Raw genomic sequence first — 12,906 nt, 5'->3', positions numbered from 1 at the left:
TCGTGACAGCACCGGTGTCAGGGGAATCAGGCTCGTCCGAATCGTCCGCGCAGACCACCGCCGACACTCCCGAAGCCGAATCAGCCGTTGAGGCGTCATCCGCAGCATCGTCGAAGGACGAAGACAGCGGTTCGGGCATGCTCAAAGAGGTCGGCGTTCTGCTGCTGATCGCCCTGGTGCTCTACTGCATCACGCAGAACTTCATCGCCCGTCCGTACCTCATTCCGTCGGAGTCGATGGAGCCGACCTTGCACGGCTGCCGTGGTTGCACCGGCGACCGGATCATGGTCGACAAGGTGGTTTTCCGATTCTCGGATCCAGAGCCCGGTGACGTTGTGGTGTTCAAGGGCCCGTCCGAGTGGAACGGCAATTACCGTTCGATCCGGTCAGACAACACCGCCGTCCGATACCTGCAGAACGCCCTGTCCTTCGTCGGCGTGGTCCCCCCCGACGAGAACGACCTGGTGAAACGGGTCATCGCTACCGGTGGGCAGACCGTGGAATGCCGCTGGGACACGGGCCTGACGGTCGATGGCAAGAAGCTCAGCGAGCCGTATCTGGATCCGGAGACCATTGGTCCCGGGAGCGACATCGACCCCACCAACGCCTGCTGGAGTTTCCAGTTCGGCCCCGTCAAGGTGCCGGAAGGCAAGCTGTGGATGATGGGGGACAACCGGACGCACAGTGGCGACTCGCGCGCGCACTGCCAGAGCCTCGAACGCGATGCCAGGCCAGGGATGGATGAGCGTCAGCGGGTCTACTGCACCGGAGACCCGAACATCGGCACCGTGCCCGTGGATAACGTCATCGGCAAGGCGCGATTCATCGCCTGGCCGCCCGGACGGTGGGGCGGCGTCACATCGGTGAATCCCCAGACGTAGCCCTAGCGGTATGACTACCAGCTGGCCGCCACGCACGGTGATTCGCAAGGCATCCGGATTGCGCACCCTCGAATTGACGCTCGACAGAGTGGGTTTGGGGCCGGTCGCCGGTGTCGACGAGGCAGGACGCGGGGCCTGTGCGGGACCGTTGGTGATCGCCGCCTGCGTGCTGGGCTCAAACCAACGAAAAAGCCTTGCCGCGCTCAATGACTCGAAGAAACTCAGCGAGAAGATGCGCGAGACGTTGTTTCCCCTCATCTGCCGGTATGCCGAGGCGTATCACGTGGTGTCGGTGCCCGCAGAAGAGGTGGACCGCATCGGTGTGCATGTGGCCAACATTGAGGGAATGCGCCGCGCGGTCGCGGGTCTGGGCCGCAAGCCGGGATACGTGCTGACCGACGGATTCCGGGTGCCGGGATTGCCGGTGCCCTCTCTGCCCGTCATCGGCGGTGATGCCTCGGCGGCGTGCATCGCGGCGGCCAGTGTGTTGGCGAAGGTGAGCCGGGACCGGGTGATGGTGGCCATGGACTCCGATCACCCCGGGTACGGATTCGCGGTGCACAAGGGATACAGCACGGCCGTCCATACCGAGGCGTTGCGGCGTCTGGGACCGTCAGTTCAGCATCGACAGTCGTTTGTGAACGTGCGCAATGCGGCGCAAGGAAGTTCACAGGGGGGATAATGGAAAGTCTATGAGCGCTGAAGACCTCGAAAAGTACGAAACCGAGATGGAACTCTCGCTGTATCGCGAGTACAAGGACATCGTCGGGCAGTTCAGCTACGTGGTGGAGACCGAGCGACGGTTTTACCTGGCCAATAGCGTCGAGGTGATTCCGCGGAACACCGACTCCGAGGTGTACTTCGAGCTGCGGCTTTCCGATGCCTGGGTGTGGGACTTGTTCCGGCCGGCGCGCTTCGTCAAACACGTGCGCGTGATCACCTTCAAGGACGTCAATATCGAAGAGGTCGACAAGCCAGAGCTGCGTCTACCGGAGTAGATCTCCGGTAGACGCAGCTCGGCCGAACGTGGTTTACGGGATGCTGACGCAACCGACGTTGTCGACGCACCCACTGCCGCCACCCGGGCCGCCGTGACCGCCGCCGACGCCGGGGATGTTGCCTCCGCCGCCCTCGGGTCCGCCACCGCCGGTGGGACCGCCCGGGATGCTGCCGCTCCCGCCGCCGGGTCCGCCGCCTCCGGTCGGGCCGCCGGGGATCGCGCCGGATCCGCCCTCGGGACCGCCGCTACCGGTCGGGCCGGGTGCCGGGGTTCCTTCCGGTGCACCGCTGGGCGCGGGGACGGTCGTCGTGGTGGTTGTTGTCGTGGTGGTGGTCGTACTGGTGGTTGTCGGACCGTTGTCGGTGCTGGTGCCGCATCCGGCGAGTGCTGTGCCGAGCACGATGGCACATCCGGCAATGACCTTGGTGGGCTTAACTATTCGTGTTTTCATCTGATGCTTCCGATCTAGATGTGGGGGGCCTCTTTGATCTTGCTGTTCTCGTTGCCGAGCGTCTTGCAATAGGCCGCGGCGGAGTTACGCGCTGCCATGGTCTGCAGCCCGCTGGGGTCTTGTTGGTTCTCGTCCTTCAGCATCTTGATGACGGCCTCGTTCTGAGTGCCCTCGTCCTGGGTGAGGTACTCCTTGCACGTGGTGTCGCCACCTTGATTGATCACGCTGGAACAGCCCGCCAACGAGATGGCCGCGGCCATGCCGACGGCTACTGCGAGCTTCTTCGATATGGACGGAATCACTGGGGCCCCTTCTGTTGCGAACTGCTGGAATCTGTTGTTACTCATCGTCGGCCGCTGACGAGGCGCACGAGGAACAAGAGAATGCATGCGCCCGCCAGCGCGGTGACGAATGTCAGAACCCAGCCGAAGCCATAGGTGCCGACGTCGAGCAGGTTCAGGAGGAATCCGCCCAGCAGCCCACCCACGATCCCGACCACGATATTGAGCAGGAGCCCTTGCTGGCCGTCGGTGCCCATGATCTTGCTGGCCACCCATCCGGCGATCCCGCCGATGACGATCCATCCGATCCAGCCGATGCCAAAGCCAAGGTGGGATGCCGCAACATCGGCGGCCATAGGTGAAATCATTTGTGGTTTCCTGATTCTCGTTGGAGTGGGGTGGGCTGCTGCGACGGTCCGCGCTACTTCTCGGCGTCTTCGCGAGCCTGGTGCACGGCAGCCTCGGCGCGAGCCTTTTCTGCCTCGGCTTCCTTGGTGGCTACCTCGCGCTGAGCTTCGGCCTTGTCCTGCTGCGCCTGGCCTTCGCGCTCTAGCGACTCATCGTCGGTGAGCTTGCCGAAGGCCTCCTTGGCCTTGCCCTTGACGTCCTCGACGACGCCCTTGATTCCGGCCTCGATACCGCTGTCCCTGTTGTCATCGCTCATGTGTCGCTCCTTATCAGTGCGTGTGCGGTGCAACCGCTCGATGTCACCTCGTGGTGAGGCGATGAATCCACCGTAGCAAGGGTTGTGTACTACGTAAACTACCTCGTAAACAAACAGGTGCTGGCCAGGTGTTTAGCTGGCAGAGGTACCGTCGTGTGGACGGCGAAGCCGCCACGGGGACGTCGTCATGGCCCGAGCCCAGAAATGCACAGTGGGAGTGACGGACGCAGTGGAAGAGACGGAAAACCAAACAAGTGCAGGTAACCCCGAGGGCCGCCGGCCGCGATCGCTGACTCGTGCTGAGATCCTCGATACCGCGATCGGGCTGGTGGACCGCGACGGGTTGGATCAGCTGACCATGAGGCGGCTAGGTTCCGCCTGTGGTGTCGAGGCGATGGCCTTGTACCGCCACGTCCACGGTCGCCAGGACCTGCTCGGCGGAATTGTCGATCATTTGGTCGAGAAGCTCTACGACGACCAACTCGCCGCGCGTCGGCAGGAAGATGGTTGGCAGGACTATCTCGTCAGACTTGCGCACGGAGTGCGGGCGATTGCGATCGAGCATCCGCATCTGTTCCCGACGTTGGCGACACGGCCACCGGAAGCTCCGTGGGTCCGGCCGCCACTGCGGAGCATGAAGTGGATGGAGACCTTCTTGGACACACTGATCTCCTACGGTTTTGATGATCGCAGTGCGGTGACCGCCTATCGCGCGTACACCACATTCCTGCTGGGCCAGCTCCTGCTGGAGGTGTCAGCGCGCGGAGTCTCGTTGAGCCCGGTGGAGGACGAGCTGCCAGAGAAGACTCTGCGGAGTTTGTCGAACTATCCGAATCTGCAACGTATGCAGAAGCAGCTCAGCGAGGACCACGGCGCGACAGAGTTCGAAGAGGCACTCGAATCGCTGCTCGATCGGCTTGAGGGCAACGCACCGCGCTAGGCAGTGGAGGCATTTCCTTGCTGCTGCCTGTCTGAACCTGACAGATTGTTGCCACTGTGATGGGAATTACTGTTCAGTGGAACGCCGTTCGAGTTGCGGATCACGTGTGAGTGCCCCATTCTCGGCCGATGGGTATTTTGCTGATGAGGGCGGTGGCGATGATCGCGCCGGTGATTGTCGTTGCCCTGCCAGTGGACTCGCCAGCTGCAGCCGTGGCCGAGCCGCAGGCGCACTGTGCGCCGTCGAAGTCGAGTGGCGCTGTCTGCACCGCGAGGGACGATGTCGAGATCAAGTCAGCTCCCAACTCGAAGGACCTGCCGGGGCCCGCGTCGGGTGCGATAGGCAAGGTTGCGCCGGTGGTTCATCCGGTCAAGATGTGGAACTAGTGCGCTGGCCGCGCTAACGCAGTAGGCGCTCCACGACGCGCTGGACGTATTGCTCCAGCTCGGCGAGATTGGCTTTGTGATAGGCCGGATCAGGCACGAGGACGAGTGACATCACGGTTCGTATCAGGACATCTGCGACAAAGTCCGCGTCCGAAGTCGGTAGTGGATCTTGCAGCTGTGGATCCTGAAGCTGCGTGGATATGTATGCGCGGCCGAGCTCTTGTCCGGGTGGCTCCAGATCGCGCCACATCCTGACAATTTCGTCCGATTGAGTTCGAATAATCCACTGCAAGGCGGGAATTCGCGCGGCGTTCTCCACCATCCGTGTCGCTACCGCGATCGCACGCCGCGCAGCGGTGTCCGTCCTGCCGGCGTAGTCGGTGATATCGCGGAGGGCTCTGCTGATTTCACGGCGGTATGCGGTGTCGATCAGGTTCTGCTTGGAGCCGAAGCGGCGAAAGACCGTCATCCGTGACATGTGCGCGCGATCGGCAACCATGTCGACGGTCAGCCGCTGCTCTCCACATATCCCGAGGACCTCGACTGTCGCATCGAGGATCCGGATGTCAGAAGCAGGAAGGTTGGCCGGGTCTTCCGCGGTCGCGGTGGCGACGACATCCGGCCAGTTGATCGCACCGGTGCCTGGCATGGATTCGATGATCCCACCTCGCTTCGCTGAGCCGCCGCATGTCGGGTATTGACTAATGTGACTAATATGATAACTATAGTAACATGACAGTATTCGATCAGGCCTCAACCTGGGCTTATAACGGTTCGGGCGTGCTGCTCCCCGGCGAGGGCGGCGTACCGGTTGCTCCGGAACTTCATGCGAACCAGTTGGTCGCGTGGGTATCGATTGCACTGGCGTACGGGGGCGCGGCGGTCGCGTTGGCATGGGTGCTGTGGAAGCTGGCGAAACAGCGGCAGGTGCTTCCGCTGGTGCTCTTTATCGCGGGACTCGTCGCGGCCAACATCGAGCCGTTGGGTGATCTGGTGGGTTCCATCGTCTACGCCAACGACACCCCGTGGTTCGGCTACACGGTGATGGGCCGACGAATGCCGGCGTGGATTCTGGTTGGGGCGTCGTCCTATGTGGCGATCGGCGGATACATCGCCTACCGGTACATATCTCAAGGAAAATCCCTGCGCGATATCTTCCTGTTGTCCGCGATCTATGTTGGTATTCCGGAAATCATCATCGAAATGGTCTGGCATTTCACGGGAGTCATCGCGTACTACGGGGACAACCCGACACGGATCGGGGGGATTCCGCTGTATTCGATTGTGCAGAACACCACGCTCCTGCCGGTGTACGGCATCGTGATTTTCTATGCGGTGAAGTATCTCAAGGGCTCTCGGATCTGGCTGTTGGTTCTCTTGATCCCGGCGACGACCATCGGCTACATCGTGGGCGTGAGTTGGCCGGCCTACCAAGCGGTTCAGTCCACGGCGCCGACTCTCGTGACCTGGTTGGCCGCCAGCGCGGTGATCGCCACGTCGATTCTGTCGACGTATCTGCTGCTGCAGATACCGGAACTACGCCAGATTCGCGACGAGGCAGCTGCGGCGACCTCGGGTGGACAGCGGACACAGCACCCGGTGGTGACGGCATGAGTTCACAGACTCTGGGTCCCGCCGGGGTGGCTGGTCTGCCCACTCCGCCCGGCCCTGCCGGAAGCGGACGGGCGAGTGTGCTGGCGCGCCTGGCCCGTGATCCATGGCTCTACCCGCTGGAGCTGACGAGGAAGTACGGGGATATCGTTTCGGTCCCAACGCCATTCGTGAAGACCGTCTATCTTGGTCATCCGGACTGGGTTGACCACGTGCTGGTGCAGCATCCGGATCGCTACCGGCGTTCGGACATGGTTGCCCAGCAGATGGTGCCGCCCAAACTCGGGCACAACTTCTTCGCATTTGCCGATGATCAGGAGTGGAGACGGGGACGCTCCCTCTACCGCCCGAGTTTCACCCAGAAGAATCTTGCCGAGCTGGGAGATCTGTTCACCAAGGCGGTGACGGAACAGGTTGACAGCTGGGCAGAATCTTCCGGTGACGCCGATGGTTACGTCGATATCGAGGAGAAGACTCGAAAGCTCGCGCTGATCGTGTTGTTCAATGCCATGTTCGACGAGTACCTGTCGCCGCGAATGCTCGAGGCATCCGTGACCAAGAACGCGATCAGCTTCGGGATGTTGGCGACCACGGTGCGCGTCGCGATGTACTCATTCCCGGCATGGATTCCCCGGCCGTTTCAGCGGCGCATGGACGGCATGCTCGACATGATCATGGGCGGCGCCGACCAGCTCATCGAGATGAGGCGACGCCACCCCACCGAGCGCACCGACATTCTGAATCTGCTCATCAACGCCATATACGACGACGGCCGTCCGTTGGAGAACGACAAGATCGCCGTAGAAATCGCCGGAATGATTGTCGGCGGACACGAGACGACGGCGGCCGCGCTGGCGTGGACATTTGCCCTTGTGTCCGGCCATCCGGAGATCGAACGACGACTTATCGACGAAGTGGATGCCCTGGGTGGAAACCCCGTGACGGTCGGGGATATGGCCAAGTTGCCCTTGGTTCGTGCGTGCTTCGACGAGGCTCAACGCCTGCAAGGGGGATTGGTCATCAATCCCAAGACCGCATTGGTCGATGACGAGATGGGCGGCTATCGCATCGCGGCCGGGACGACGATTTTGTATTCCTCGCTCGCGATGCAGCGAGATCCGCGGTTCTGGCCAGAGCCCAACCGGTACAACCCGGACAGGTTCCTGAACAACGAAGCCGACTTGCGTGCGTTCGTACCCTTCGGGCGTGGACAGCGCCTGTGTCTGGGGATGCGGATGGCCTACATCGAGGCCGTTCTGACCATCGCAACGGCGTACCAGCGCTACCGATTCGAACTCCCGGCAGGGTATGAACCTCGGCGCCAGTACCGAATGTCCATGGGTGTGAAAGGTGGGCTGCCCGCAAGAATCAGCCGGCGATAGTGGGCTCCCGCAGGCCGCTCGCCCTTCTCAGTGTTTAAGCGCCTGCCCGGACCTCGGTAGGAACGGTCACGCCCGGGTGCTGTGGATGAATGCCGGGATGTGGATAACCCTCATCCGTGAGGTATCTCGGCTCAGACTGTGTCGGTACCCGTGCGGATGGTGACGACATGACAACCACCACACGCGCACAGATCGGTAGCCGCGGAGAGGATCTCGCCGCTGACTACCTGAGGGGGGACGGGTTCACGATCCTCGATCGCAATTGGCGGTGCCGGTACGGAGAGCTCGACATCGTCGCGGCTGACGGTGAGGTGTTGGTCTTTGTCGAGGTGAAGACCCGCACCGGCCGCGCGTTCGGAACGCCCGCGGAGGCGGTGACGCACACCAAGTTGAGGAGGCTGCGACGGCTTGCGGGCATCTGGCTGGCCGCCCAGGATGGTTCGTGGCCGGCCGTGCGTATCGATGTCATCGAAATCCGCTTGAGTGGCTCCGTTCCCGAGATCACCCACATTCACGGGGTCGGCTGAGATGGCACTGGGGAGAGCGTATTCCGTTGCGGCCAAGGCGGTAACCGGCCAGACGGTGGAGATCGAGGCCGATATCAGCGCCGGGCTTCCCGGAGTGCACCTGGTCGGGCTACCCGACGCCGCACTACAGGAGTCCCGCGATCGTGTACGTGCGGCAATCACCAACTGTGGGTTCACCTGGCCGGCATCGCGTCTGACCTTGGCCCTGTCGCCGGCGACATTGCCGAAGATGGGCTCGGTGTACGACCTAGCTCTCGCCACCGCCGTGTTGTCGGCCAGCAAGGCGATCCCACCGGCGAGGCTGGAAAAGAGCTTGCTACTGGGGGAGTTGGCGCTTGATGGGCGGGTGCGCCCGATCCGCGGTGTACTCCCGGCGGTGCTGACGGCCAAACGCGACGGGTGGCCGACCGTGGTGGTACCCGAGGCGAATCTGGGGGAGGCGGGGCTGGTCGACGGTATTGAGGTGCTGGGTGCCCGGACCTTGCGGCAACTGACGGCTTGGCTGTGTGCCGACGGTGAGCTGGACCCGGTAGTGCGGTTGGACGTGCAATGCGAGGACGATTTTCCGGACATGGCGGATGTGGTCGGACATGCCGATGCGCGATTCGCGGTCGAGGTGGCGGCGGCGGGTGCACATCACCTCATGCTGACCGGACCACCCGGAATCGGGAAAACGATGCTGGCGCAACGTCTGCCGGGCCTGCTGCCACCGCTGACCGATGGCGAGGCGCTTGAAGTGACGGCCATCCACTCGGTGGCGGGGCTGTTGACGACGGAGCAGCCGTTGATCACTCAACCACCATTCGTCGCGCCGCACCACACGTCGAGTGTCGCCGCGCTCGTCGGCGGCGGCTCCGGCACGGCCAAACCTGGCGCGGTAAGCCGAGCCCATCGCGGGGTGCTGTTCCTCGACGAATGTGCCGAACTCTCGACTCCTGCACTGGAGGCGTTGCGTACGCCGTTGGAGGATGGGGAGATTCGGTTGGCGCGGCGTGACGGTGTCGTGGCCTACCCGGCCCGATTTCAGCTGGTACTGGCGGCTAATCCGTGCCCGTGTGCACCTGCGAATCCACGGGATTGCACGTGTCCGTCGTCGGTGCGTCGCCGGTACCTGGGCAAGTTGTCGGGGCCTCTTCTTGATCGGGTGGATCTTCGGGTAAGGATGCACCCGGTCAGCCAAACCGCCCTCAACGAGGCCGCCGAGTGCACGGCGCTGGTGCGTGAGCGTGTGGTGCTGGCGCGCGAACGGGCAGCGAGCCGATGGTCGGAGCACGGATTTCGGGTCAACGCCGATGCTCCGGGTCCGCTGTTGCGCAAGGAGTTCCGGCCGTCGAGGACGGTCATGGAGCCGCTGCGTAACGCCATGGAGCGCGGACTCATTAGTGTTCGGGCTTTGGATCGTTGTCTACGTGTCGCGTGGACTCTCGCAGACCTCGCAGGGCGTGATCTTCCAGGCGTTGAGGATGTGAAGCTCGCGTTGACCTTTCGCGACAAACGATGAGCGGCGAACCGGCCGACTGGGCCTACTTGTCACGCGTGACTGAGGCACCCAGTGCGGAACTTGCGGCCATGGTGTCGGTGTTCGGCGCGCATGAGACCGCCGAACGCGTCCGGCGTTTGGATGTGCCGGACCGCGTGAGCGCCATCGTGCGGTCCCGGCACGATATTGACCGCAGTCGCGAGGATCTGCAGATATTGCGTCGCCTTGGTGGGCGTCTGGTGACCCCGGATGATCCGGAATGGCCGGGGTGGCAGTTTCAGAGTTTCGCGATGGTCGACACGAAGCGGATGCCGAGTGGGCGAGCACCGCTCGCACTCTGGGTGGTTGGTGAGCACTCCCTGTCAGAGGTCACGTCCCGGGCGGCGGCACTCGTCGGTACGCGCGCCTGTACGGGCTATGGCGAACATGTCACGGCCGAGCTCGCAACGGGTCTGGTGGCCCGTGACGTGGCAGTGGTCTCCGGTGGCGCGTACGGGATCGACGGTGTCGCGCATCGGGCGGCACTTGCGTGCGAGGGCATCACGATCGCGGTGCTCGCGGGAGGCGTGGACGTACCCTACCCAGCGGCTCACTCCGGACTGCTCTACCGAATCGCCCGCCACGGACTGGTGATCAGTGAGTATCCGCCGGGTGTTCGGCCCGCACGATACCGCTTTCTCACCCGAAATCGGTTGGTGGCAGCACTCTCCGGCGCGACCGTGGTAGTGGAGGCCGGCATACGCAGCGGAGCCGCCAACACCGCCGCCTGGGCGCGCGGGCTCGGCCGGCCTGTTGGTGCGGTACCCGGCCCGATCACCTCAGTTGCGTCGGCGGGTGCCCATGTTGAGATAGCCGAGCGTGGCGCGCGGCTCATTGGCTGCGCCCAGGATGTGATCGAGTTGGCAGGTCGATTGGGCGAGTTCGCGCCAGATCCGGAAAGGCCTACCAACGTCGTCGACGGGCTCGGGGCGGACGAGAAGCGGGTCTACGAAGCGCTGCCCGGCAGGGGCAGCGCCTCAGTCCAACAGCTGGTAGTCGAATCGGGGTTGGGCACCAGTCGAGTACAGGGTGCGTTGGCGATCCTGGAACTTGAGCAGCTGGTGGCCGACGCTGACGGTGATTGGAAGGTCAATCGCCGCGGCCGGGCGCGGGCCATCACTGATTAGTTGCGTTTGGTGAGGCGTAGCTGCAGATCCGAGGGCTTTAGGGTGAGCGTTTCATCGACCTGCAGCTTGTAGCCGGGGCGTGGTTCAAGATCGAACTGATGCAGGATCGCGGCGAGCGTGGTCACGATCTCGTGCTGGGCGAATTGGCGTCCGATGCATTGACGCACTCCGACCCCGAATGGCCGATAGATATGCGCACCCAGCTTGCGGCGGTTCTCGGTGGTCATTCGGTCGGGGTCGAACTGGTCAGCATCGGGTCCCCACGACGGATCAGTGTGTGCGGCCACCAGATTTACGAACACCCATCCTTCCTTCTTGAAGGCGTACTGACCGCCGCCGATGGTGGTGTCCTGCTTAGCCTGCCGGAAGTACCCCGGGGCGACCGGCCACAGGCGCAGAGTCTCGTCGACGACTAGACGCAGGTATCGCAGCTTGGCGATCTGGTCGAACTGGAAGTCAGGAAACGCGCGCCCGGACCACTCCTGGTCGACCTCAGTGCGGACCTTGTCGGCAATGTCGGGGTGGACGGACAGGAAGTGCAATGCGAATGCGATTGCGTTGGCTGAGGTTTCGCTACCGGCCACTAGGAAGGTGATGATCTGGTTGCCGATGTTGTTGTTGTCGAGTGTCTGACCGCTGACAGGCTCGACGGAGGTGAGCATGATGTCGAGCATGTCGGGAGTTTGGCCTGTGCTTGGCTGGTCGCGGCGTGCGTCGATGATCTTGTCGACTTCTGCACGGATGAACTTCTTGTCGACGTCGTGCACCCGGCGGCGTCGACCGCCGAAGAGCTGTTCGTAGAAGGGGATGGAGTCGGTACGCCGGTTGGCGTACTGCAACTCGCGCAGAACCGCTGTGATAAAGGGGTTTTCGCTGGAGTCGCTCAGGTTGTTGAACGTGTAGCCGAATCCGGCGCGGCTGATGATTTCGATGGTGAGCCGGTTGGTGTCGGCGGGGATATTGATCCAGGTGTTGTTGTCGGCGTGGGTGCCCCATGCGGTGACGAGTTCGTGAACGGTGTCGACGATACTGGCGTGGTAGTTGGTCATCGCCTCTTTGGTGAAGGCGGGGACGAGGATGTCGTGGGCTTTGCGCCAGTTCTCCTCGGTGTTGTAGGCCGTGAACATCCCGTCGCCGGCAAGGCTGCGTAGCTTGTGCAGTGTTGGGCCAACGTTCTTCTCCCAGTGCTGCTCGTTGTTGATCTCCTCGATTAATTCCGGGCTGGAGACCACCACCACAGGGAAGTCGCCGATACGCTGCTCGAAAATGCCGTTGTGGCGGCGCCCCTCATGGGTGAGACCCTGCACAGGTCTGGTGAAGTCAACACTGAGTAGATCCCCTACGCCCCAAAGCCTGCCCTTCGCGTGAGGCAACGGTCGAGCGGGCCGTGTGCCTGTACGAGTTTCAGTCATCGTTGTCCGCTTTCGCATTCAGGAGTCGCATCAAGGCCGGAGGCCCTCCGTACGGCACATCCTCGCGCTTCACGCATGTCTGCGACTACGCGCCAGTCTGCCCTGAACTACCCCCGCCACGACAATCGCCTCAATCGGTTGGTCGTCCGTGTCCACGCTGGGCTGGCCGGATGGCGGGCAAAGAGAGTGTGCGCATTGGCGGTGGTATCCCGCGCACGATCCATGGAGCAGACGATGTCGGAGTTGAGGTACTGCTCGGCAGCGCAGGTGTACAGGTCTGACTAGTTGCGCACGATTTATTATGAAGCGGCGCAACCTGAATAGTTCCTGTGAATAGCAGGGCATGCGGGGTCACGTACGCAGACGCATCGCCCAGCAGGCGAAATATCTTCCCCTGCTCTAGCTTTCGGCAATGGGCAGTACTGGCATTTCGACGAGGTGGGGGTGTTCGAGTTTGTTGTGGCGGTGGATGATTGCCAACTGATTACGGATTGGCGTTGCGGTATCCATAGATTCCAGGCATATTGGATCCGGGTGCTTTCAATGGCTGCGACGCCCATCGGAGAGATCTGCCAGGGCTGTCACTGTCGGCGGTAGGGTCTGCAAGCCGACGAATTCGCTTCCAGCAGTGTGTATCCCGATGCGCCGTGGGGAAGTGCTCCGATCTTTTCGGGAGTCAACCTTTGGTTGAATTAATTCAACTACGTGTTGAAGATCACATGCAT

General features: G+C 62.6%; 16 protein-coding genes. 10 read left to right on the top strand and 6 right to left on the bottom strand.

Annotated elements, in window-relative coordinates; translation table 11 throughout:
- Positions 1–2 precede the first annotated feature (2 nt).
- The 3 genes from lepB to DSM43276_RS15100 are packed head-to-tail and all read left to right on the top strand — an operon-like array spanning position 3 to position 1,879.
- A complete protein-coding gene (gene lepB, locus DSM43276_RS15110) occupies positions 3–881 on the top strand; it encodes a signal peptidase I (protein ID WP_078331587.1) in 879 nt (292 codons plus the stop codon).
- A gap of 10 nt (positions 882–891) precedes the next feature.
- Positions 892–1,563, top strand: coding sequence for a ribonuclease HII (locus DSM43276_RS15105; protein ID WP_078331588.1), 672 nt, complete (start codon positions 892–894; stop codon positions 1,561–1,563).
- Between the two features lie 10 nt (positions 1,564–1,573).
- Positions 1,574–1,879 (top strand): DUF2469 domain-containing protein, encoded by a 306-nt coding sequence (locus DSM43276_RS15100; protein WP_005056986.1) that lies wholly within the window; start codon positions 1,574–1,576, stop codon positions 1,877–1,879.
- A 33-nt stretch (positions 1,880–1,912) separates the two neighbouring features.
- On the opposite strand, the gene DSM43276_RS15095 is transcribed toward DSM43276_RS15100, so the two are convergent.
- The 4 genes from DSM43276_RS15095 to mbp1 are packed head-to-tail and all read right to left on the bottom strand — an operon-like array spanning position 1,913 to position 3,277.
- Complete coding sequence (locus DSM43276_RS15095; RefSeq protein ID WP_078331589.1) at positions 1,913–2,332, bottom strand: hypothetical protein; 420 nt, start codon at positions 2,330–2,332, stop codon at positions 1,913–1,915.
- Between the two features lie 14 nt (positions 2,333–2,346).
- Positions 2,347–2,634, bottom strand: coding sequence for a hypothetical protein (locus DSM43276_RS15090; RefSeq protein WP_078331601.1), 288 nt, complete (start codon positions 2,632–2,634; stop codon positions 2,347–2,349).
- A gap of 41 nt (positions 2,635–2,675) precedes the next feature.
- On the bottom strand, positions 2,676–2,981 hold the full coding sequence (locus DSM43276_RS15085) for a GlsB/YeaQ/YmgE family stress response membrane protein (protein WP_078331590.1): 306 nt from the start codon (positions 2,979–2,981) through the stop codon (positions 2,676–2,678).
- Between the two features lie 53 nt (positions 2,982–3,034).
- Complete coding sequence (mbp1, locus tag DSM43276_RS15080) at positions 3,035–3,277, bottom strand: microaggregate-binding protein 1 (protein ID WP_078331591.1); 243 nt, start codon at positions 3,275–3,277, stop codon at positions 3,035–3,037.
- A 187-nt stretch (positions 3,278–3,464) separates the two neighbouring features.
- Between mbp1 and DSM43276_RS15075 the strand changes: the two genes are divergently transcribed.
- Both DSM43276_RS15075 and DSM43276_RS15070 read left to right on the top strand, forming a co-directional pair.
- Positions 3,465–4,217 (top strand): TetR/AcrR family transcriptional regulator, encoded by a 753-nt coding sequence (locus tag DSM43276_RS15075; protein ID WP_078331592.1) that lies wholly within the window; start codon positions 3,465–3,467, stop codon positions 4,215–4,217.
- A 128-nt stretch (positions 4,218–4,345) separates the two neighbouring features.
- On the top strand, positions 4,346–4,603 hold the full coding sequence (locus DSM43276_RS15070; protein WP_234803133.1) for a hypothetical protein: 258 nt from the start codon (positions 4,346–4,348) through the stop codon (positions 4,601–4,603).
- Between the two features lie 13 nt (positions 4,604–4,616).
- On the opposite strand, the gene DSM43276_RS15065 is transcribed toward DSM43276_RS15070, so the two are convergent.
- The gene (locus DSM43276_RS15065; protein WP_078331593.1) at positions 4,617–5,252 is read right to left on the bottom strand and encodes a TetR/AcrR family transcriptional regulator; all 636 of its coding nucleotides are present in this window, start codon (positions 5,250–5,252) and stop codon (positions 4,617–4,619) included.
- Between the two features lie 83 nt (positions 5,253–5,335).
- Between DSM43276_RS15065 and DSM43276_RS15060 the strand changes: the two genes are divergently transcribed.
- The 5 genes from DSM43276_RS15060 to dprA all read left to right on the top strand — a co-directional run bounded on the left by DSM43276_RS15060 (position 5,336) and on the right by dprA (position 10,769).
- The gene (locus DSM43276_RS15060) at positions 5,336–6,217 is read left to right on the top strand and encodes a hypothetical protein (RefSeq protein ID WP_078331594.1); all 882 of its coding nucleotides are present in this window, start codon (positions 5,336–5,338) and stop codon (positions 6,215–6,217) included.
- Complete coding sequence (locus DSM43276_RS15055) at positions 6,214–7,596, top strand: cytochrome P450 (RefSeq protein ID WP_078331595.1); 1,383 nt, start codon at positions 6,214–6,216, stop codon at positions 7,594–7,596. The genes DSM43276_RS15060 and DSM43276_RS15055 overlap by 4 nt, the downstream gene beginning before the upstream one ends.
- 167 nt (positions 7,597–7,763) lie before the next feature.
- Positions 7,764–8,123 (top strand): YraN family protein, encoded by a 360-nt coding sequence (locus DSM43276_RS15050; RefSeq protein ID WP_078331596.1) that lies wholly within the window; start codon positions 7,764–7,766, stop codon positions 8,121–8,123.
- Between the two features lies 1 nt (position 8,124).
- On the top strand, positions 8,125–9,624 hold the full coding sequence (locus tag DSM43276_RS15045; RefSeq protein WP_078331597.1) for a YifB family Mg chelatase-like AAA ATPase: 1,500 nt from the start codon (positions 8,125–8,127) through the stop codon (positions 9,622–9,624).
- Positions 9,621–10,769 carry a DNA-processing protein DprA gene (dprA, locus tag DSM43276_RS15040; protein ID WP_078331598.1) on the top strand — a complete coding sequence of 383 codons (1,149 nt, stop codon included), beginning with the start codon at positions 9,621–9,623 and terminating at the stop codon, positions 10,767–10,769. Before DSM43276_RS15045 ends, dprA begins: the two co-directional genes overlap by 4 nt.
- On the opposite strand, the gene DSM43276_RS15035 is transcribed toward dprA, so the two are convergent.
- On the bottom strand, positions 10,766–12,181 hold the full coding sequence (locus DSM43276_RS15035; RefSeq protein WP_078331599.1) for a cytochrome P450: 1,416 nt from the start codon (positions 12,179–12,181) through the stop codon (positions 10,766–10,768). The two genes, dprA and DSM43276_RS15035, sit on opposite strands and share 4 nt — an antisense overlap.
- Positions 12,182–12,906 lie beyond the last annotated feature (725 nt).

It is taken from the genome of Mycobacteroides salmoniphilum, assembly GCF_004924335.1.
Classification (GTDB): domain Bacteria; phylum Actinomycetota; class Actinomycetes; order Mycobacteriales; family Mycobacteriaceae; genus Mycobacterium; species Mycobacterium salmoniphilum.
The sequence above is the reverse complement of the archived record's forward strand: the minus strand, read 5'-3'. Positions and strand labels throughout refer to the sequence as shown.

Coding starts and splice junctions, on each gene's coding strand:
- DSM43276_RS15105 (WP_078331588.1), top strand. CDS start 892: ATGACTACCAGCTGGCCGCCACGCACGGTGATTCGCAAGGCATCCGGA.
- DSM43276_RS15100 (WP_005056986.1), top strand. CDS start 1,574: ATGAGCGCTGAAGACCTCGAAAAGTACGAAACCGAGATGGAACTCTCG.
- DSM43276_RS15095 (WP_078331589.1), bottom strand. CDS start 2,332: ATGAAAACACGAATAGTTAAGCCCACCAAGGTCATTGCCGGATGTGCC.
- DSM43276_RS15085 (WP_078331590.1), bottom strand. CDS start 2,981: ATGATTTCACCTATGGCCGCCGATGTTGCGGCATCCCACCTTGGCTTT.
- mbp1 (WP_078331591.1), bottom strand. CDS start 3,277: ATGAGCGATGACAACAGGGACAGCGGTATCGAGGCCGGAATCAAGGGC.
- DSM43276_RS15075 (WP_078331592.1), top strand. CDS start 3,465: ATGGCCCGAGCCCAGAAATGCACAGTGGGAGTGACGGACGCAGTGGAA.
- DSM43276_RS15070 (WP_234803133.1), top strand. CDS start 4,346: ATGGGTATTTTGCTGATGAGGGCGGTGGCGATGATCGCGCCGGTGATT.
- DSM43276_RS15065 (WP_078331593.1), bottom strand. CDS start 5,252: ATGCCAGGCACCGGTGCGATCAACTGGCCGGATGTCGTCGCCACCGCG.
- DSM43276_RS15060 (WP_078331594.1), top strand. CDS start 5,336: ATGACAGTATTCGATCAGGCCTCAACCTGGGCTTATAACGGTTCGGGC.
- DSM43276_RS15055 (WP_078331595.1), top strand. CDS start 6,214: ATGAGTTCACAGACTCTGGGTCCCGCCGGGGTGGCTGGTCTGCCCACT.
- DSM43276_RS15050 (WP_078331596.1), top strand. CDS start 7,764: ATGACAACCACCACACGCGCACAGATCGGTAGCCGCGGAGAGGATCTC.
- DSM43276_RS15045 (WP_078331597.1), top strand. CDS start 8,125: ATGGCACTGGGGAGAGCGTATTCCGTTGCGGCCAAGGCGGTAACCGGC.
- dprA (WP_078331598.1), top strand. CDS start 9,621: ATGAGCGGCGAACCGGCCGACTGGGCCTACTTGTCACGCGTGACTGAG.
- DSM43276_RS15035 (WP_078331599.1), bottom strand. CDS start 12,181: ATGACTGAAACTCGTACAGGCACACGGCCCGCTCGACCGTTGCCTCAC.